The organism is Candidatus Endomicrobium procryptotermitis, assembly GCA_031279415.1.
Classification (GTDB): domain Bacteria; phylum Elusimicrobiota; class Endomicrobiia; order Endomicrobiales; family Endomicrobiaceae; genus Endomicrobium_B; species Endomicrobium_B procryptotermitis.
Genome location: JAITIP010000035.1, coordinates 19308 through 40515 on the forward strand (window position 1 = coordinate 19308; position 21208 = coordinate 40515).

19 protein-coding genes and 1 tRNA gene are annotated in these 21208 nt (G+C 34.7%); 5 read left to right on the top strand and 15 right to left on the bottom strand.

The features are described from left to right. Positions 1–33 precede the first annotated feature (33 nt). The 5 genes from smpB to LBD46_06355 all read right to left on the bottom strand — a co-directional run bounded on the left by smpB (position 34) and on the right by LBD46_06355 (position 4410). On the bottom strand, positions 34–492 hold the full coding sequence (gene smpB / locus LBD46_06335; GenBank protein ID MDR2426775.1) for an SsrA-binding protein SmpB: 459 nt from the start codon (positions 490–492) through the stop codon (positions 34–36). A gap of 2 nt (positions 493–494) precedes the next feature. Beyond that, positions 495–1496, bottom strand: coding sequence for a HAMP domain-containing histidine kinase (locus tag LBD46_06340; protein MDR2426776.1), 1002 nt, complete (start codon positions 1494–1496; stop codon positions 495–497). 10 nt (positions 1497–1506) lie between these two features. After that, positions 1507–2550: a response regulator gene (locus tag LBD46_06345; GenBank protein MDR2426777.1), complete on the bottom strand. Its 1044-nt coding sequence runs from the start codon at positions 2548–2550 to the stop codon at positions 1507–1509. Between the two features lie 3 nt (positions 2551–2553). After that, the gene (locus LBD46_06350; protein ID MDR2426778.1) at positions 2554–4134 is read right to left on the bottom strand and encodes a HAMP domain-containing protein; all 1581 of its coding nucleotides are present in this window, start codon (positions 4132–4134) and stop codon (positions 2554–2556) included. A 203-nt stretch (positions 4135–4337) separates the two neighbouring features. After that, positions 4338–4410 (bottom strand) — tRNA-Thr (locus LBD46_06355). A 102-nt stretch (positions 4411–4512) separates the two neighbouring features. Here LBD46_06355 and LBD46_06360 point away from each other — a divergent pair. Further along, positions 4513–4680 (top strand): hypothetical protein, encoded by a 168-nt coding sequence (locus tag LBD46_06360; protein MDR2426779.1) that lies wholly within the window; start codon positions 4513–4515, stop codon positions 4678–4680. A 316-nt stretch (positions 4681–4996) separates the two neighbouring features. Further along, positions 4997–5647: a hypothetical protein gene (locus LBD46_06365; GenBank protein MDR2426780.1), complete on the top strand. Its 651-nt coding sequence runs from the start codon at positions 4997–4999 to the stop codon at positions 5645–5647. Positions 5648–5677: 30 nt separating this feature from the next. Here the strand turns inward: LBD46_06365 and LBD46_06370 are convergent, their stop codons facing one another. The 5 genes from LBD46_06370 to LBD46_06390 all read right to left on the bottom strand — a co-directional run bounded on the left by LBD46_06370 (position 5678) and on the right by LBD46_06390 (position 10439). Continuing rightward, complete coding sequence (locus LBD46_06370; protein ID MDR2426781.1) at positions 5678–5956, bottom strand: hypothetical protein; 279 nt, start codon at positions 5954–5956, stop codon at positions 5678–5680. Beyond that, on the bottom strand, positions 5935–6897 hold the full coding sequence (locus LBD46_06375; protein MDR2426782.1) for a hypothetical protein: 963 nt from the start codon (positions 6895–6897) through the stop codon (positions 5935–5937). The genes LBD46_06370 and LBD46_06375 overlap by 22 nt, the downstream gene beginning before the upstream one ends. A gap of 17 nt (positions 6898–6914) precedes the next feature. Beyond that, entirely contained in the window at positions 6915–8123 is a 1209-nt protein-coding gene (locus LBD46_06380; GenBank protein ID MDR2426783.1) for a glycosyltransferase family 61 protein, read from the bottom strand. A 6-nt stretch (positions 8124–8129) separates the two neighbouring features. Next, positions 8130–9350: a hypothetical protein gene (locus tag LBD46_06385; GenBank protein MDR2426784.1), complete on the bottom strand. Its 1221-nt coding sequence runs from the start codon at positions 9348–9350 to the stop codon at positions 8130–8132. A gap of 90 nt (positions 9351–9440) precedes the next feature. Beyond that, complete coding sequence (locus LBD46_06390) at positions 9441–10439, bottom strand: phage tail protein (GenBank protein ID MDR2426785.1); 999 nt, start codon at positions 10437–10439, stop codon at positions 9441–9443. Between the two features lie 190 nt (positions 10440–10629). Between LBD46_06390 and LBD46_06395 the strand changes: the two genes are divergently transcribed. Further along, the gene (locus tag LBD46_06395; protein MDR2426786.1) at positions 10630–12912 is read left to right on the top strand and encodes a UvrD-helicase domain-containing protein; all 2283 of its coding nucleotides are present in this window, start codon (positions 10630–10632) and stop codon (positions 12910–12912) included. Here LBD46_06395 and LBD46_06400 read toward each other — a convergent pair. Further along, positions 12904–13179 carry a superinfection exclusion B family protein gene (locus LBD46_06400; protein MDR2426787.1) on the bottom strand — a complete coding sequence of 92 codons (276 nt, stop codon included), beginning with the start codon at positions 13177–13179 and terminating at the stop codon, positions 12904–12906. The two genes, LBD46_06395 and LBD46_06400, sit on opposite strands and share 9 nt — an antisense overlap. 114 nt (positions 13180–13293) lie before the next feature. Here LBD46_06400 and LBD46_06405 point away from each other — a divergent pair, with 114 nt between their 5' ends. Together LBD46_06405 and LBD46_06410 are read left to right on the top strand one after the other, a co-directional pair. Further along, positions 13294–13974: a hypothetical protein gene (locus LBD46_06405; protein MDR2426788.1), complete on the top strand. Its 681-nt coding sequence runs from the start codon at positions 13294–13296 to the stop codon at positions 13972–13974. Continuing rightward, entirely contained in the window at positions 13964–15283 is a 1320-nt protein-coding gene (locus LBD46_06410; GenBank protein MDR2426789.1) for a hypothetical protein, read from the top strand. The genes LBD46_06405 and LBD46_06410 overlap by 11 nt, the downstream gene beginning before the upstream one ends. 136 nt (positions 15284–15419) lie before the next feature. Here LBD46_06410 and LBD46_06415 read toward each other — a convergent pair whose 3' ends face one another. The 4 genes from LBD46_06415 to gatA form a co-directional block, all read right to left on the bottom strand. Beyond that, positions 15420–16769, bottom strand: coding sequence for a toxin-antitoxin system YwqK family antitoxin (locus tag LBD46_06415; protein ID MDR2426790.1), 1350 nt, complete (start codon positions 16767–16769; stop codon positions 15420–15422). After that, positions 16766–17854 carry a glutamate 5-kinase gene (proB, locus tag LBD46_06420; protein MDR2426791.1) on the bottom strand — a complete coding sequence of 363 codons (1089 nt, stop codon included), beginning with the start codon at positions 17852–17854 and terminating at the stop codon, positions 16766–16768. Before proB ends, LBD46_06415 begins: the two co-directional genes overlap by 4 nt. Before the next feature lie 401 nt (positions 17855–18255). Next, the gene (gene gatB, locus LBD46_06425; GenBank protein MDR2426792.1) at positions 18256–19710 is read right to left on the bottom strand and encodes an Asp-tRNA(Asn)/Glu-tRNA(Gln) amidotransferase subunit GatB; all 1455 of its coding nucleotides are present in this window, start codon (positions 19708–19710) and stop codon (positions 18256–18258) included. A 40-nt stretch (positions 19711–19750) separates the two neighbouring features. Further along, positions 19751–21208, bottom strand: a complete 1458-nt coding sequence (gene gatA, locus LBD46_06430; GenBank protein ID MDR2426793.1) for an Asp-tRNA(Asn)/Glu-tRNA(Gln) amidotransferase subunit GatA — start codon at positions 21206–21208, stop codon at positions 19751–19753.

Genomic DNA, 21208 nt, shown 5'->3' on the forward strand with positions numbered 1-21208 from the left:
GATAGGTTTGTCGTAAAATATTCAGCATAAAAATTATTTGAAAAGTCTCTCTCTGGCAATTTCTCTATCAATATCTTTCTTTTTAATGCTTTCCCTTTTATCATAAGATTTTTTGCCTTTGCCCAGACCTATAAGAATTTTGATTTTTCCGCGCGGCGAAAGATAAACTTCAAGCGGTATCACAGTAAGCCCTTTCTCTTTGACTTTGGCGTTTAATTTATTTATTTCGGATTTTCGCATTAAAAGTTTTCTTTTTCTTTTTACATCATAATCTCCGATATGCGTAGATATTTGCTCATACGGAGCTATAAACATATTGTCCACAAAAGCTTCTCCCGAAGAAAAGCGTACAAAGCTGTCCGCCAGACTAACGTTTGAACGCCTAATTGCTTTCACTTCATATCCCGATAAAATGATACCCGCTTCCATTTTTTCAAGTATTTCATAATCGTGAAAGGCTTTTCTATTGGTGGTAAAAGTTTTTTTATCCATATTTATGTGCAAAGCGGCAGACTAACGGTAAATTTAGAACCTTTTTCCTGAACGCTTTCGATCCTGATGATTCCTCCGTGCATGGTTACTATTTGTTTTGCAACAGTAAGTGACATACCTAGCGCTCTCGCTTGTTTTGTCGAAAACATCGGATCAAAACAATGAGCAAGCGTTTCCGTATCCATACCGGTTCCAGTATCTGAAATTTCGACATAAGCCTCATTGGCGTGTTCATAAGATTTTATCGTAACTGTTCCTCCGTCACACATAGATTCTTTAGCATTTTGTATTATGACAGAAAATACCTGTTTCATTCTTTCATTGTCCGCGTAAATTTGTATCTTTTGAAGATTTATGTCAAAAACATATTTTTCATCTTTTTGTTTTTCTGCGGCTGCGTTTATAATTGAATCCAAATCGTTCTTTTCTTTATTTAGCTGTTTTACTCTTGTGGAGTCAAGAAGTTCTGTAATCATATCGTTCATTCTGTTTACTTCGCTTGAAAGCATTTTTAACATTTTATTAGGCGTTTCTCCTTCGATTTTAAACAAATTCGTAAAATAATAAGCTATATTTTTCATACTTGAAAGCGGGTTTTTTAAATCGTGCGATGCCACTGAAGCGAATTTGTTAAGAAGTTTGATTTTTTCATTCATAATTTCTTCACGGGCAAACTCTTCCTCTCTTTTTTGCCGAAAATCGCCGCTTATGTTCATTGTTTTAAACTGCGAAGCTTCTTGTTTTGCTTCTTGAGCATTAGAAACATACTCAGGTGAGAAAGTTTCTTTATTATCGTAAGTTTTATGTTTTTTTACCGCGGATATGCTCTCGAAAGAACCTTGTTTTTCGGAGTTTGTGCAAAAAAATAAAATTAAAAAAGCCGCAAAACAGACGGTGCCTGATAGCAAACCAAAAAATTGATGCAGCGTCCCACTCGATACCGCAGATAAAACAGCAAAAAATGCCGCCGCCAAAATAAATATCTTTATGGACAAATTATTCATTTTTCCCTCTTTAAGATTTTTCCATGATATCAAAAAGCTCATGCGAGTCAAAAGGTTTGTACAAAAAAGAAATGTTAAGCTTTTTAAGACTGTCGACTACGGAGCTTTCAAAATCAAAAACAAAAATAATCTTGGCGAAACCGTTCTTTTCTTTTACTTTACCGTAAAAAACGTCAATGTCGTGAATTTCGCAGGCATCGCAAATTATAAAGTTGCATTTTTCGATATCATGTTCTTTCAAAAAACTTTCCACTGCGGCATAATAAACGGCTTCATAACCTTTTGCCACAACCGCAATCTTTAAATTATTCGACCATAACGGATCGCCGCTGATTATCACGGTTTGCTGTTTGCCCGAATACAAAAGCAGTTCCGAAAGAATATTTTTGTTGATAGGGATACTCATATATTTTATATTTTTTAACATTTTCAGTTCTTTACATTCCGATAAACTTATAATGACTACAATTGAATCTGGCATTTTCTCAGCTGTTTTTTTAATTATTTCATAATCATTTTGCACAGGTTCAACTGCAAAAATGATTTCAGGTTTTCTTCTTTTAATAAAATCGGCGGCGGATTTAAAATCGCTTTTAATCACAGATATAAAGCCCGCGGATTTTAAATTGTCATCTAATAAATCTTCAATGCCGCTGTTATGGGAAATAATCAGTCCGGACTTTTTGGAATTTATTTCTTTTACGGTATTTAATACGTCTTCTATTTCAAATGGTTTGCTTATACATGCAAAAGCGCCTTCTTTTATCGCTTCTCTTATAGTATCGTTCATCGCATATGCGGTCATCATGACAACTATCATCTCCGGACTTATCTGTTTAATTTTTTTAAACACTTCAACGCCGTTCATTCCGGGCATTCTTATGTCAAAAAAAGCTATGTCAAAAGCGTTATTTTTAACAAGTTCCAAAGCTTCAAGACCATCGCAGGCAGTCTGAACTGGATATCCCTCTATTTCCAAAATGCTTGCCAACGAAAATCTTAAACCTTCTTCGTCATCTGCGATTAAAATGTTCAACTTTTTTCCAGGATTCATTGTTTACTCCAATGGAAGCGTTATTGTAAAAATAGTACCTTTGCCTTCGACACTTTCAACAGTCATATCGCCAAAGTGTGCATCGACTATTTCTTTTACTATCGAAAGGCCTAATCCTATGCCTTTAAGTTTTGTAGTATAAAGCGGGTCAAAAATATGCGAAACGGTTTCTTTGCTCATGCCTATGCCGTCATCGGAAATTTTTATTTCAAAAGAACTTTCTTTTTTCGCGCAGAAAATTTTTATCAAACCGCCGTTGGGCATCGCGTCTTTAGCGTTTGAAATGAGATTTATTAAAACTTGCGTCATCTTATCCGGATCAACTATGGCTTTAAAACGCTCAAGTTTTTTAACGACTTCTATATTGTCTGCAAGCACTACATTCGAAATTGCTTTATCGATGAACTCATCTATCCACATCTCAAGTTTATTAAGCTTTTTTGCCCTTGAATAATCGAGAAGATCCGTAATAATTTTATTTGCTCTCGAAACATCCGAAGAGAGCATGTCAAGCATTTTTTTGGCTTTAACATCTTCAAAGCTGCCTATTTTTGAAAGATAATAAGAGATGTTTTTAAGGCTTGCCAGCGGATTTCTCAATTCATGAGCCACTGAAGCAGCTAGACGACCTATCGTGGCAAATTTTTCCGACCTTAAAAGTTCCTGCTGAATATTTTGTACCTTGTCCAGAGTTTCTTCAAGTTCTTTACCGCGCTGTTCAAGCATTATTTTAAGTTTCAGCAAATCCTGTTTTTCATTGTTGAGCTCATCAACGTAACTTTTTAAATCCTGAGCCATCGAATTGAAAGATTCAGCCAGATCACTGAGTTCGTCGCTTGAAGTCAACGGTACTCTGTATGACAAATTGCCCTCGGCAATTTTCTTTGTGCCCAGAGCAAGCTCTTTGATAGGATTGAGCAGTACTTTTATCAAGAAAAAAGAAAGCAGAATGCTTGCAATAATCACTATCACAGTAAGGGCTAAAGCGGATTTAGTTATTTTGTCAACTTCTTTACTTACTCTTTCAAGAGAAACTCCCACTCTTACTATACCTATGATTTCACCGCTGTCATCATTCTCTTTCATATAATCGTTTGCAAGAGAAGCGCCTATATTCGCACGAAGTATGTCATAAGTAACCATGGGAAAAAGCACCTCAAAAATCTTTCCGATTTTTTTTGTCTCGAAACTATTTTTTTTCATAAGTTTTTTATCGTACAAAAGAATGTCGAAGCCTATAGGTTTAGTGTATAATAAATAATCTTTGACTTCTGGATCGAGTATTCCAGATTCCGCCAGTATTTCTCCATTTCTATCATATATAATAGAGTAAATTACGTCTTCTTCATATAAAGCGTTTTCAGTAGAATTTTTTAAGATGTCTATAAACTGTGGAGAAATGTTTAAATCGTTTGAGTTTGCCAGCCTTTTAGCCAAATCCATGCCCTTTTTTTCTGTTGCGCCTATAAGCAGATTTCTTTGTGAATATACAAAATATGCGGTGAGCGTTATTGCCGTAAACACAATAACAAAAGCTATCATTAATATGAATTTGAATTTAAGGTTAAAGCGGATTTTTCTCATTTGTTTTTATCAAATAAAACTACCAGTTAATAATATTAAAAATCGACTAATTAATCAATTATTTATTAATTTTTATCAGGAAGAATTATATTTGAGATAATAACCTTAAAACAAACTTTTATAACTATGAAATTACCTTCATGGCAGTTTGTTATACAATAAAAAAAGCCGTCCCAAAGACTGGCTTTTAAACTTTTATAAACAGCCGACGATAGGGTTTGAACCTACGACCTGCGGTTTACAAAACCGCTGCTCTACCAGCTGAGCTACGTCGGCATGGCGGATATAATATAAAATATGCCCATTAAAGTCAAATAACTCGTTAAGCTCAAAATAGATATGTCATTTTTTTAAATATAATAGAAAAGTGGGATAGCAATGAACACTTCCAAAGAAATAGAACAAAGACAAAAGATTTTGGAACAAGCTGATAAATTAAAATCAAAAGGGCTGATTTTAAGCAAAATATTAGAAATAGTCAGAACCATTAACGATAAAAAACTCGGGTTAAGAGGTCTTTTAGCTCAGGCAACTTTGAGCTTATAGCCCTAAATATAAACATTTATGAACGCGCTGCTAGCTATAATGCCGCTATTTTTTTATCAGAAGTATTAGTCGTTGAAAGACTTAACAAAACTTACCAAGTTTTCAAGATTTTAATCTTCTGTGTTCTTTGCTTTTTTTATAAAGAAAACTTATAATTTTATTTATAAATAATTAAACAAAGAAAAGGTAACATCCCTTGTCCAATAGTAAATTCTTTGCTTTTAACAACATTGAATCCTTTAAACTTTAACTATTTTCAAAGGGATAATGCTGTAAAAATACATTTAATTACTTTAAATGATATGGAGAAATCTAAATGAAAGACAACAGAGGCATAGAGATAAATTATCAATTCAAATTTAAATTATCTAAAGAAGAGGCACCTAAATTAGGCAGATGCATAGCTACTATTGTTTTATTTTTTTTTACAAACATTATTTCCGTTATTGCTGGAATCATTTTTTTTATTCAGTTAGATAATTATACGGCATACAATATTTTATGTTTCGCATTTATTTTAAGTTTTAGCATAGGTTTTATGGCTTTAGCCATTTTTTTTATTCATAAGTACATTCTCATAACTGTAATGCAGTCCGGATATAAACATATTACTCCTTTTTTTAAGACCATAAGCGCGTTTATGGCCGAACAATACACAACTGATGAGAAGTTTCAAGAAAAAATCAATAATACTCTCGATTTTAGAGACATTTATGATAAAAATGCAACATGGATTATAAGAAAAGCCCTCGGTTTTTTTGTTGACCATCTGCCGTTTGTGGATTTTATTAAGAATTTATCGCCTGCGGTAAATGGAAAAGATGCACAAGCCGTAAGTGAATCCATATATTCACAAATGGACGACTATATAGTAAACAAACTTTTCTCAAACAATAATATGAAAGTTTTTTTTATTCTTTATCCTATAAATATTGTGGTAAATATTGTATTGTTATACCTGCTGTGATAACGGCAATAATACTTTTTGCAGACAGCCTTAAAAAATAGATTTTGAATTATTGCTCCCACCTTGAAAGCTCAAATTAGGGGATTCATATACTTTATCTCCGTATTCAGAATATAAACTCAGCTGAACAGTCCCATCTTTTGTCCCGTATCCGCAGACACATTTTCCATATCCAAGTCTTCTGGCCGTATAACAGCCTGCACACAATGATGAAACTATATTTATATTTTCAGGATAAGAAATATATTCTGCATTTGTCTGCCCGAAAAGCACCACAGATTTAACACCTAAAGCTTTTGCAATGTGCATCCGCAATCCGTATCAATATGTAATAAAGAGGTCTTCAATATGGAACATAATCCATCTAACGACGTCTTATTTACGGCATTAATATCGGCATTCTTTAAAACAGGGGAATTAACTCCAACCTGTACTATTTTTATATCTGGAGAAATTTTATTTTTGATTATTGCCAGCAATCTTTTCCAGTTTTCATCAGACCACAATTTTGCATGTCCAAAATTGTCTTTATTTGCAAAACCGCACTGCACGGTAATATATTTTTCTTTCGGCAAAATTCCAAACCTGCTCAGCGGTTTTTCTGTATAGGAAATTGAAAGAGAAATATTATCAATATTATCTACTCCTGCAGTAATTTTTAACACATTTATAAGATTCAGTTTATTTTTTACGGCTTCCTGCTGCATAAAAAAATATTTTTGTCCATCAAAACAATACGGATACTGTTTTTTATATTTTTTAAGATTTTCCAGAATTTTTACCGTTGCGCGCTTTTTTGAGTTAATAACGAAAACTTTGGACAGCTCAAAATTAAATTCGTATTCTATGACTATGTCATATTTATATTTCATGATGTCAACAGCATATTTATTTAAGAAAAACCTTATATTTTTTATCTCTTTAAAAAGCGGATATTTGCTTTTATTATAAATGTCGATAACAATATCAGGATACATCTCTACCAATGCTTTAAGAACGGTTTTCTGTCTGAGAATATCTCCCAGCCCTCCATTTGGAACAAAAGCGGCATATATATTATTTCCCGTATTTGTAAACAGTATTATTGGTATGCGCAAAAAACTTTTTAAACAGTCTTTTATCAAAGTAAATACAGTATTTTTATGCAATGCCGCGTTTATTTTATGCTTTTGCGCATATTCCAGTATTTTGTTTCTATTTTCATTAAAAACAGTATAATCCTGCGTTTGTGGATATTTATATAACGGCATATTTGGTTTCCTACTTTTTACCTGTTTATAAGCCTGTATCTTATCTTTTTTCTTAATGATTTTATAAAAATGAAATTTGTCAACAGCATTATAATTTTTTCTTTCAGCTTTCTTTTCCATAAACAAATATTATTTAATTTTTTATATTCTTCCCGTCCGATATAATCTTCAAAAGTTACAGGATCATACACCATTTCGTCGGTTTTATACTTCATGTCTTTTAACCATTCCCTCATATACTTGTTTCTTATTGAAACTGCGTATTCGATATTAGACGGAAAAGGTCGTAAAAAATCCAAAGAAGCTTCAATGCTTGTGTTTTTTATGTCTTTCATTTTATTAATTTTAATCTGTGCCGGAAAAATATCTTCATGTTTTCTATAAATAACAGTAAGCTCTATGCCATCTGCGGCAAACAATGATAAATGTATAGCCGATCCCTGAATTCCTGCCAAATGTTTACAGTTTTTCATTAATTCTATTTGTTTTTTTATAGATACTTTTTCAGGATATACTATTTTGAATCCGTTGTCCTCAAAAATCTTTTCAATTTCATATTCGCCGCATACGGCACTCTTCTCTTTTTGAAATTTTTTTCTGGATAAATATATTTTATCGTAAAAATATCCTCTCGAATTAGTGCGTATTTTATTATATATTTCCTTGTATTTTTTGTGATAAGTCCGCTCATACAACATATTTGCTTGTTCAGGAATTATAACAGAACGAAATCTTGTAGGAACTTTTATCCTTGCAATATTTTTCTTATCCAAACCAAATATTTCAAGCAGTTCAATAAAAAACACGTCTGATTTGCCGATATATACCGCTTTTTTTCCGAAAAAATTATTATCTAAATAAATCCATAAACGGCTCATAGATTCAATTAAAAAGTGCCCAAAATGAGTGGAAAAATTCCCTAAAAATATAACATCATCGTCAATATATCTGAATTTTTGCTCTACATTATAAATCTCGGGAGCGCCAACATGAACCGTTTGCTCAGAAACTTTCGTTTTTGATAACTCTATTATATTACCCTTATAATCAAAAACGCCGCCTACATTTAAAGCACCTGGGCTTGAACTATGCGAAGAATTGTAATACGGCAGCACAACGGCGTTATTGTAAGTTTCAACTTTCAATTCTCCGGTGTATTCAGTTATTTCAGAAGCATATTTACAAAATTTTTCTTTAAAATTATCTGATGAATAAAGTTTATTCACTTTAAATTATCCTGTTAATATTTTATGCAATAATGTTTTCTCGGTAAAATATTCAATAACTTTCTCAGCTACAAACTCTGGAGTTATTGACTGCATACACATTGGTTTTGCATATCCTATCGGGCATATCTCGCTTGTTGTCCAACAACTACTACATAAAGATGACAGTATATTTATATTTTCAGGATAACCGCTAAACTGTCCATCAGTAGTCCCGAATATTACTAAAGATTTCGTTCCGACCGCTTTTGCAAAATGCGAGCAGGCTCCATCTATATCGATATGCAACAGTGATTTTTGCAATATATAAAACAGTTCGCTTAATGATGTTTTACCTAAAAGATTTATATCGGCTTCCGAAAAATGATAATCGCCTGTACCAATTTGAATGAATTTAATATTTTTATCTAATTTATTTTTTAAAATAATTAATAATTTTTTCCATTGTTCGACATCCCAACATTTTATATCGTTTAAATGTCCGCTAGTGCCTGAGCCGCATTGAAAAGTTATGTACTCTGTTTTATTTGTTATTTGAAATTTATCAAGTGGTTGTTTTTCGGCCAGGATTGTAAAGGAAATGTCATAAACATTGTCAACTCCTGACATCAACTTTAATAAATTGACAATATTGATATTATTTTTTACAAAATTTTCAGGTGATCTTAGAGGAGATTTATTAAAGCAAAAAGGATATTTAGTTCTATACTCGTTCAAATTGTTTAGTATTTTACACGGGAAATGCTTATTTTTATTAAGAAATAATAACTTAACATTACAATGTCTAGCTTCATATACAATATCATAATACTTTTTTATCGTATTTACCGCATCTATATTCAAATAAAATCTTATATTTTTTATATCTTTGAAAAACGGTTGAGCCTTTTTATTATAAATATCAATAACTATCTCTGGGTACATTTTAATCAACTCAAGGATCACACTTTTATATCTTGTTATATCGCCAAAACCGCCATAACAGATAAAAGCTACATAAACATTATCTTCATTTTTGTTTACTGTAATTATTTTGATTATTATAAAAAAATTTCTAAAAAAATCTTTTATGGTATATGTTATTTTTTTCAGTAATCTATACGCTTTGTTATTTGAAATTTTTTTAGCTTTGGCAACATCAACTTTATTCATCATAATATTTATTTTAACTCGATTTTGAACAAATATATCATTTGACTTAACATCTGGACACATGTAAAATGGCATTTTGCACTCCATATAGTAAAGATTAAGCACGAATTCATAAAGCTGCTATTTTTTGTATCTATAATTTCGTAAAATCATAAAACCTATAAATCAATACTTTATACAATAGCATACTGCATAATTAGCAGGTCTGTTTTCTGTTGTAGTCGGAACTACTCTTGAAGCATCAAAATATTGTTTCCCAAATCCCCATTCCCAACCGTCATAAGTAGTGTACTTCCTCTGTCTATCTTTTGAGCTGGCAAATTGTCCGTCAACATAGTTTGCACCTGAATAGTATTCATCGGCTTTCCCATACATTCCTGGATGCAATCCCGTTATATTGCGTATTGAATCACCTTGGAATTGTCCCATTTCAGCAGCTTTGTATACCGTACTATTAACTCCGTCTTTTTGTGGATATACCTGAGTTTGTTCTCCATAGCCCCTCAAAAACATTCCTTGTAAATTTGGAAGTTTAAATTTGCCGCTTGTCGCCGTGCCGTAAAGCGAACCTATTGAAGCAAATAAATCCGGGTAATCTGAAATAGCAACTTCTCTGCCGTCGCAAAGTAAATAACCGGCTGGGATATTTGTTCCAGCGTAAGCAATTACAGTTCCCGGAGGAACACCTAAGTATTCAATATTTGAAGAAGATAGCAGCTTAAAGTACATTCTGTTATTGCTTACTCCTATATATGCGGTAGTTGTGCCGATTTGAATTGATATTTCATTGTTTGAATATAACTTTTCCGCCGTTGCAGAGTGAAACGAGTACGGCTGAGCCATCAGCTTTTCTCTTGGCGTTAAAATATTTGTCCCAACTGTTAACTCAAGCCATATATCGCCTTTACTCCAGTCGACTCCTGTAGGCTTTAAAACATAAGTAAAAATCCCACTGGAAACTGAAACATTTACTGCATTTGATGACCACACCGAATTCCCGCCTGTTTCATTATAGTACAATTTAAATGTCATGCTTACCGTATCGTTTACAAGCGTCTGGTATGACTTTAATCTTCCTGTGTAACGAATTTCATTTGGTACTTCGGCAAAACCAACAGCTGCAAAAATAAAAAACATCAACAACAGCAGCAATATCTTTTTCATTTTATTTCTCCATAAAACGTTGATTAAATAGTCATATATAAAATAAATATGTCTTATTATATTATAAAATGAAACTAATTTCCATATTTTAAAAATTATGAATGATATATAAGGCGGTTAATCTTTTATTTTGCCGTTTCGATTCTATTTGATATAATAAATAAGTTTTATTTTATAACCGGACTAAATTATGACCGATATTTTACGAAATTTAAATTCATCGCAAAAAGAAGCTGTTTTATGTACCGAAGGTCCTTTGATCATTTTTGCCGGCGCCGGCACTGGTAAAACACGGGTCATAACTCACAGAATAGCTTATCTGCTTGATCAGGGCGTTCCACCATGGTCTATCCTTGCCGTAACTTTTACCAATAAAGCCGCTGAAGAAATGAAAAAGCGCATAAACGATTTGATCTCTGGTACGGGAGCAAATGTTTGGGTTTCAACATTCCATTCTTTTTGCGCTTACTTTTTGCGCGTTGAAGCATCAAAAATAAATTTAAGTCCCGATTTTTTGATATATGACTTTGTGGATCAAAAGAATGTTATCAAGGATTGTATCAAAGAGTTAAATATTGATGAAAAGAAATTTAAGCCTTCTTCAATAACCAATAAAATAAGCCGCGCAAAAGATGATTTACAATTTCCATCGGATATGGCAGCTGACGCCGAACATGCAGGAGATTTTTTCAGTATGGTTATAGCTAAAGTTTATCAGCTGTACCAGAAAAAACTTGAGATGTCGCAGGCTCTCGATTTTGGAGACTTAATCATGCGTACGGTTATCTCACTGCAGCAATATCCCACCATGCTTGAACATTATCAGCAAAGATTCAAATATATTTTAGTTGACGAATATCAGGACACAAATCACGCACAGTACATATTTGCAAAACTTCTTGCCGCAAAACATCATAATATATGTGTCGTAGGCGATGATGATCAAAGTATTTACAGCTGGCGCGGCGCTGATATAAAAAATATTTTGGATTTTGAAAAAGATTATCCCGAAGCAAAATCCGTAAAACTCGAACAAAATTATCGTTCTACACCAAAAATTTTATCTGTGGCATGGCAGGTGGTTAAACATAATGGCGGCAGAGTAGAAAAAAAATTATGGACGCAAAATCCCGACAACGGTTCTGTCTCTGTGGTCAAAACAGCAGACGCAAATGATGAAGCTGCAAAGATCGTTGACATAATAGATTTAAATATACATAACAAAAAATACAGATTGTCAGATTTTGCGGTTTTTTACCGCACAAACGCCCAATCGCGCGCTTTTGAAGACGCATTCAGAAGGGCAGGCATGCCTTACACAGTCATAGGAACATTGAAGTTTTACGATAGGGCAGAAATTAAAGACATAACTGCTTATTTAAAGCTCATACATAATCCAAACGATAATATAAGTTTGAAAAGAATTATAAATATACCCAGAAGGGGCATAGGTAAAACATCTGTGGAAAATCTTGAAAAAGAAGCTCTGAAAAGAGGTTTATCCATTTGGCAGACAATACCTTACGCCGCTGAAGCAGGGCTGAACAGAGGAGCGGTTTTAGCTCTTAATTCTTTTGTGGATTTAATTAAAGGTTTCATCAATTTGAAAGAAAGTGAAAACGTAAAAACCATAGCCAAACAGGTAATAACGCTTTCGGGGTACATGAAAGAACTTGAAAACGAAGATACCCCTGAAGCAAAAGTAAAAATTGAAAATATTCAGGAATTAATTTCCGCTATCGACGATTTTGAGAAACGCTCGCCGGACGAATCGTTATCCGGCTATTTAACTCAAATAGCTTTGGTAAGCGATGTTGACGGTTTAGATGAATCTCAGGGAAAAGTCACTCTTATGACTCTTCATTTGGCAAAAGGTCTTGAGTTTGAAAACGTTTTTCTATGCGGACTTGAAGAAGGATTATTTCCGATAGGAGAATCTGCTTTCAGTCCAGAAGAGCTTGAAGAGGAAAGAAGATTGATGTATGTCGGAATGACAAGAGCGAGAAAACATTTATATTTGTGCTGGGCATCGGAACGTCCCGTTTATGGAAAAACCAAATGGAATATACCTTCGCGATTTATTATGGAAGCCGGATTTAACGAAGAGTTTGCGCAAAAACAGCCCAGCCTTAGCAGTTTTAACCACGGATTTAACAAAACAAAATGGAGCAGACATGACAATTATAGCGAAAATTTAAAAAACAAAGCGCAGTACAAATATAAAGACAAAGATACTTACGATTATATTCCTTCTGAAGATGAAATACTACATGATGAACCGCTATACGTTCCTGCTTCGGATTCAAACCCTTTTAAAATAGGCGTTGTCGTTTTGCATCCGGTTTTCGGCAAAGGTAAAATTATTGAAAAGTCCGGTTCCGGGGACGATTTAAAGCTTATCGTTTTGTTTGAAAACGGGCAGTGGAAAAAACTTCTGGCAAGAGTTTCAAACCTGACTTTAATTTTATCGTGAATTACCTTCTTCTGTTTTGGCATTGTTTGAATTTAAAGCTGCCAACCCGTTTTGTTTGAGCATTTCTTCCTTCTCTGCGGTAACTTCATACGCAAGTTCTTCAGGATTTCTTTTCTGAGATGTAGTTTTCCGTAGTTTTTCTTCTTGTTTCTTTTTTATTACTGCGCCGACTTTATCGGATGTAGCAGTAAAATACATTCCGAGCAAAAAAGCAATAACTACCAAAAATATTGATATAGTTATCCAAAGTTTATGGCTGCCGTGCATTTTTCCCCCTTCCAAGCTATTTTTGGCTGTTTGTCAATGTAATATTATACTATGTAATTTCTGAAAATATTTGCTTTTTTTGTTCCGTTAGTTTTTATTTTATAAAATATGCGTATGGAATTTAAAGATTTTTTTGGAATACAAAAGCAGGAAATAAAAGAGGACTGTATAATATGCCAGCTCTATGATCTTCCTTTATTTGCAAAAAAGTCGGAAATCGGCTTTTTTGTGAAAACCGCAGAAGCCGAAAATGCTACAATAATAGGCTTAAAAAATAACTTTCTGGCCGGCGATGCAGTTTTACACTTAAGAAACAGCAGCTGTAAAAAAATTTATCTTTTTGGAAACTGCGGCGGCTGTGCCGACGTTGAATCTGGAGATATTTTGATGATAGACAAAGCGTACAATTTCGAAAGTTTTTCAAAAATGGCTGCACACGACACAAACCCGGACTTTTTCACTTCTTCAAAAGAGCTGCTTGAGGATTTTTACAGTAATAACCACTATGAAGATTTAATAAAAACAAATTCCGCCTGTGTAAGTTCACTGCTTTTGGAAGCTGAATACATAGACTGGTTTAAAAACAATGGTATTTGTGCCATAGACATGGAGTCTTCAATAGTATTTTCCGCCGCAAAAAAAATAGGCGTGAAAGCCGTTTGTTTTATGTACGTCGCCGACCATATCGAGAAAAGTCCCATCGGGTTCGAACTTGATGAAAAAACAAGAAAGGCAGTTTCTTGCGCGAGAAGAAAGCTGCCGCGAATGATTCTGGATTTTATAAATGGCAGATAATATTCGCAAACTTATATCTGGTCGTTTTCCGAAGTTTGGAACTAATAAAAGCCGCGAAATCGAAAGGCTTGTTTTTGAAATCTCAAAAAGAGAGAACCTCTCTCCCGATGTGGTAATCGTTTCTGTTACGGACAATCTCTATGAAGCCGTTAAAAAAGTTTTGCTTGAAAGAAGGTATCCAGAAACATTCAAAAAAATGCAGTTAAGCTCTTTTTACCTGCCTAAATATGATACAGACGACAATTTTAAAGCCGATATTTCAGGACGGCTTTTCCATCCTAAAAAAGTTTATTATACGAAAGACGCCGCGAATTCGGAATTGTTTTCAAGAATAAAATCTTTTTTTCCACAATCCGATTTTACGGAAATAGAGTCGCTTAAAAATTTTTTGTCGGGAAAAACTTTTTCTGCGGCAGATTACAATAAAAGAATTGACAATTTATTTATCGTGCGTGAAAAATACAACTTTTTTAAAAAATGCCCGTGCACTCCAAAAGTTTTTAATTGCGGTTATTCAATAATGAATCTTGGGATGGGCTGCCCATATGAATGCTCATACTGTTTTCTGCAAGGCTATCAAAATGTTCCTGGAATAGTTATGCCTTGCAATATTTTGGATTATTTGTCGGATGAAAAAATAATTTCTAATACCAAGGGCTTTTTCGGCTGCAAAAGGATAGGCAGCGGAGAATTTACGGATTCTCTCATTTTTGATCATATAACAAATTTTTCAAAAAAAATAATCCCATTTTTTAAGAAAAAAACCGATATTTATTTTGAATTTAAAACAAAAAGTGTAAATATAAACAATATGCTTGAATGCGGAGGAGTCTCAAATATCGTTGCAGCATGGAGTGTAAACTCTGAACAAATAAGTGCAGAAAACGAATATAAAACGACTGATTTGCGGCAAAGATTAAACGCGGCAAAACAGTGCGCACAAGCAGGTTTCACCACCGCTTTTCATTTTGACCCTGTTATCGCTTACGAACAGTGGAAAAACGGATATAAAGATGCAATAGATATGATTTTTGACATTGTTCCAAATGAGAGCATAAAATGGATAAGCTTGGGAACCCTGCGCATGCCAGCAACCCTAAAATCCATTATTGAAAATAGATTTCCGAAAAACTCTATTTTAGATGGAGAACTGCTGCTAGGAAAAGATTATAAATTAAGATATGACGAAGATATAAGGATTGAAGTTTACAACTTTATGAACAGAATCATAAAATCTAAAAAGTCAGCTGCGGTCGTTTATTTGTGCATGGAAGAAATCCAGATATGGAAAAGAAGCGGTATTATTTAAAAGTGGAAGCTTATTAAGAAGCTTGTCGAGACAAGAACTGCCGGCTTGAGTTCCTGCTAAGATTGTGCAGCTAATGCATACAGAGTTACAAATAAACCTTTGTCTTTTCCGTTTCCATTGCCGTTTCTTCTGTCTTTTAATATTCAGCTACAAACTCGATAAATTCGTCTTCGGAAAAAGCTGTGCTTTTGTGTATTTTTCCGTTTTTGAATTCCACAAGATATAAAAGTTTATGTTCCTTTGTCGGAAAATAATATCTCAGCTGCCCTACAGGAATACCGTTTGAAAAATAACTTTCAAAACAAAGCGTGCCGTTTTCATAAAAGTTTTTTATCGAACCATGGAGAAGGCTGTTTTTATAGCTCGCTTCGGTTATAAGGCTGCCATCTTTGCTGTAAACCGAAGAAACGCCTTCAAGCTTGCCGTTTTTGTATCTGTATTCGGCAAGTTTTTCGCCTGTGACATAATACATTCTGGATATGCCGTTAAGTCTGCCCCGGGAAGAGTAATTGTCCGTACAGATAACTTTACCTTCAGGAGAATAGGTTTTAAAAACTCCAGAAGGAATGCCGTTGACAAATCTACCTTCATATCTGATTTGTCCGTTTTTATAATAAGTTTTATGTATGCCGTTAAAACTGCCTTTTTCAAAAAATTTTATTTCATTTATCATCTTTCTTGACTCGTATAGATGAGTCATGGCGGGACCCTGCCATACTATGATTTCTCCCGCCTGTTTTTTTGATGATACACCTCTGTTTTCTTCGTCAATATGCTGTATCTTATTGATATTTTTTCCATCTTTGTAAAAAAGAGTGCTTACTTCTCTGCCCTTTTCGTCATAATATTTTGCATATCCTTCAAGTTTGCCTTGCTTGTAGGTCATCTCGGATTTTACCACGCCCGACAAATAATATTTTATATATTCTCCATCAAGCACATTATCTTTATATGTTGACATTTCAAGAAGCCGGTGCTCCTTGTCATAAAGATGAGCGTGTCCGTTTAACTTGTTACCAACATAATTGTATTTGTAATAATTTCCATTTTCAAAATATATGTGTGCCGGTCCTTCAACTTTGCCGTTTATATAAAATACTTTTTCAGATACGTTTCCATTTTCAAAATATTTTATGCCAATTCCCTGTGGAAAATCGTTAACATAATACAGTTCATACATTACTTTGCCGCTCGGATAAAATCCGAAAGCTTTTCCATCTTTTTTATTATTCTTATAATTCCACGTATAAATCAGATTACCGCTATCATCGACTTCTTTTACTTCTCCGTTTATTTTCGCTCCGTCAGAAAATTCTGAAGGATTGTTTTTCTTGAGTTTTTCTTTTGCTATTTCGTTGCCTTTTGCATCATAGTAAACATAATATTGTTCTTTATCGTAGGTAAATTTCTTTTTTGTTACGGCGGCGTCGGCTGTAACAAAAAAGAAAAATACTGCAAAATATAATATAAATAATTTTCTTATCATAATATTACGAGATTATCCCTATGTATTACTTCATCTTCCTGTGCCGAAACAATCTTTTTCATTTCTTTTGTATTTTTGCCTTTAATTTTAAGCACTTCTTCAAAACTATAATTTATCAGACCTCTGGCAAACTCTTTTTTTGAATCTTTTTCCGACACGGCTACCGTGTCTCCTCTCTTAAAATTTCCACTTATGTTGTTTATTCCGGCAGCAAGCAGACTTTTTCCTTTTTTTACCAGTGCTTCCTCGGCTTTTTTATCAACAAAAATACAGCCTTTTGGCTTTTTGCCGAACGCTATCCACGATTTTTTCGCTTCCAGTCGACATGTTTTTGCTTTAAAAACCGTACATCTGGCTTTTTCTTCACTTATCCGCTTTAACATGCCAGGATTGGAGCCGTTGGAGATAATAGTGTCCGCTCCCGATGACGTAGCTATTTTTGCGGCAAGAATTTTAGTTTTCATTCCGCCGCTGCCTTTGCCGCTGCCTGATTTTGCATCAGCAAAAGATTCTATGTCTTTGGTTATTTTTTCAACTCTTGAAATAAACAGCCCTCTTGAAGGATGTCCTTCGTAAAGGCCGTCGACATCTGTAAAAATAATAAGTTTGTCAGCGTCAACAGCTGCGGACACCAAAGCCGCCAGCGTATCGTTGTCTCCAAAATTTATCTCTTCTACAGCAATGGTATCATTTTCATTTATTATGGGAATAACCCCATTTTTCATAAGTTCGTAAAGAGTATTCCTCGCATTTATATATTTCATTCTGTTTTCAAAATCATCTCTGGTGAGAAGAAGCTGTGCGACACTTATACCGCAAACACCGAAAGCTTCACCATAAGCGTTCATTATAAGAGGCTGCCCGATTGCCGCCAAAGCCTGTTTTTCCCTTAAAGTTTTAGGCTTATTTTTTAATTTTAAATGTCCCATTCCAGCTCTTATGGCTCCAGAACTGACCAATAAAATTTCATTCCCTTCTTTTTGCAGATCAGAGATATTTTTTGCCAGCAAGGATATGTACGATTTGTTTAAACCGCCGTTTTTATCGGTAAGAGTACTCGTACCTATTTTTATTATAATCTTCATATTTTTTCCGTAAAAATTTTTAATGTAATATTATTAGATTTTACACATTTAGGCTATGTTTTTCAATTAAATAAAATTTCGCGAATTGTACAAAAAGGCATAGTTTAAGCCGCTATCAGCATCATGCTTAACGCAAGAGTATTTATTGATATTTTAACCGCATCTTTAACATATTTGTTCACTCTCGGCTTCTTCAGATGATACAAATATTTCTATAAAAGGAGCATTGGCATTTTATCCTGCATCTGCTTTTTATTTGTCATGATTTTTCGGAGAAATTTTGACTGCCGTTTGAAACCTGAAAAGTTTACTTATCGTTTTAGACTCTTTATTAACGGCAGAAACGTTAAAAGCGTTCTAAGGAGGAGATTTGAGAACGGGTTTAAATCAGGTAGGTATGCTTATCCTTTTAATTTTTCAATTAAAATTTTGTTTACTATCTGCGGATTTGCCTGTCCTTTTGATTTTTTCATTACCAAACCGACAATCGCACCGATTGCTCTTTCCTTTCCGGCTTTAAATTCCGCAACAGCTTTGGTGCTTTCGCCTATAGCTTCTTCGCATATTTTTATAATTGCAGATTCATCGGAAATTTGTACCAGTCCTTTTTCTTTAATTACGGATTCGGGATCAACGGACTTTTCATACATTTCCTCAAAAACGGTTTTAGCTATTTTTCCCGAAATTGTACCGTCTAAAATAAGGCTTACGAGTTTGGAAAGATCTTTGCTTGAAACGGGCGACTCGCTTATTTCTTTGCCTGAAGCGTTTAGTTTTCCGCTGAGTTCGGTAGAAATCCAATTTGCCAAAGGTTTTGCCGCAAGCTCTTTATTTTTCGCCGCATTAACCGCTTCTTCATAATAATCGGCAATTTGTTTTGAAGACGTTAAAAAATCGGCATCATACTCCGATAATGCACACTCTTTAATCAATCTAGCTTTTCTCGCTTTCGGCAGCTCCGGCACCTGTGCGCGCAGCTCTTCTATAAATGAATCAGGTAAGTTAAATGGAACCAAATCAGGTTCAGGGAAATATCTGTAATCCAAAGCGCCTTCTTTAGAGCGCATTGACTTTGTAATACCTTCTTCAGCTTCCCATAACCGCGTTTCCTGAACAAGTTTTCCACCGCGTGAAAGAACTTCTATCTGCCTTTCGGTTTCATAGGCAATAGCATCTCTTACTCCTGATATTGAATTCATATTTTTGATTTCAACCCTTGTACCGAGATCTTTCTGTCCATTGGGACGCACGCTGACATTTACATCGCAGCGCATTTTTCCTTCTTCCATACTGCATTCCGAAGCGCCAATATAACGTACTATAGTTCTAAGCTCAGTAAGAAATTCCAACGCTTCCTGTGGGGAACTCAGTTCCGGTTCTGTAACGAGCTCCATCAGTCCTACACTTGCTCTGTTTAAATCGAGAAGCGAATAATCCAGTTTTCTGCTGCCTATTTCGTGAACAAGCTTTCCTGCATCTTCTTCAAGATGTATTCTTGTCAAATTTATGACTTTTTCTTTGCCGTCAACCGCTATAGCAAGTTTGCCATTCGAACACAAGGGTGGTTCCGACTGTGTAATTTGATAATTCTTCGGAACATCCGGATAAAAGTATTGTTTTCGCGCAAATGTGCATTGTTTATTTACTGTAAAATTTAAAGCAAGCCCTGTTTTTATAATAGCCTCTACAGCTTTTTTGTTCAGTATCGGGATAGCGCCCGGCTGCGACGTGCATATTACACATGTATTAGAGTTTGGTTCCGCTCCAAATTCCGTAGAACATTCACAAAAAACCTTCGATTTGGTGTTAATCTGCATATGTACTTCAAGTCCCACGACAGTTTCATAATTTGACATTGTATACCTTCTTATGATGTTAATAACATTTTTTTATCATTTATATTTTGGGATATTTTGAAATATCGAAACCTGAAATTCTTTCGAAAGCGCTTGCCGCTTGAAAAAGTTTTGCATCGGAAAATCTTTTTCCCATAAAATGTACGCCCATTGGCATATGACTTTTCACAAAACTGCACGGAACTGTAATTCCGGGAAATCCTCCGAGATTGGCGGCTATAAGAAATATGTCGCATTCTTCCGGCAGATATTCTCCGAATTTTACGGGCATTTGCAAAGTCGCAGGTGAAAAAATAAAATCGCATTCGGAAAGAGCTTTATTCAAATCATTAATAAGCAGCGTACGCACTCTCTGCGCTTGATGATAGCATCTGTAATAATTTTTGGCTCCAAGGACGTAAGTTCCAAACAGTATTCTCTTTTTTACTTCATATCCCAGAGACTGTGACCTGCTTTTTGCGTATTCGTCATTTAAACTTATGCCATTCGGAGAACGGTATCCATAACGAATGCCGTCAAAAGTGGCGATATTTGCGGAAACTTCTGCACACATAATAACTTTATAAAGCGCCGGAACATATTTGTAAGATGGAGCGCTTATTTCGACGATTTCTGCTCCGTAAAGCTGTAGATTTTTTATGACTCCCTCAAAAGATTTTAAAATTTCGCCGTCTGTATCATAATCTGAAAGTTCTTTTGGTATTCCTATTTTTAAATTCTTTAATGTATCGGGATTTTCAAGCCCAGCAGTATAATCCGTTTGTTCGGTAGGTTCGCAAACTGGATCCCTGTAATCTTTTCCTGCTATCACGCTTACCAACAAAGCTGTATCGTAAACATTTTTTGAAAAACTGCCTATCTGGTCGAAAGAAGAAGCTAAAGCACAAACTCCATACCTGCTTATAAGTCCATAAGAAGGCTTGTATCCTACTATTCCTGTAAAGCCGGCAGGCTGCCTTATTGAACCGCCCGTATCTGAACCCAATGCGAAAGGAGCCATCGCAGAACTGACGGCAACGGCGCTTCCGCCGGAAGAACCTCCTGGAATGCGCTCGATATCCCATGGATTTGCCGTCTTTTGATAAGCCGAAGTTTCAGTTGATCCACCCATGGCAAACTCGTCCATATTTGTTCTGCCGATAAAAACAGCACCTGCTTCTTTAAGTTTTTCTATGACGGCAGCATCATAAGGAGAAACATAATTTTCAAGATATTTCGAAGCGGAAGTCATGCTTTCGCCTTTTATCATTATATTATCTTTTATGGCTATCGGAATTCCTTCGAGAATTCCACATTTCACACCTGACTTTATTTTTTTGTCGGAGGCTGCTGCGTGTTTTAAAGCCTGCTCTTCATTGAGCTTTAGAAAAGCTTTTACTTTAGGCTCGACTTCTTTTATGCGTTTATAACACGCTTTTACGGCATCGACACTTTTTACTTCTCCCGATAAAATCTTTATTCTCAAATCCTTCACTGAAACAGTTAAAATTTCATCCAT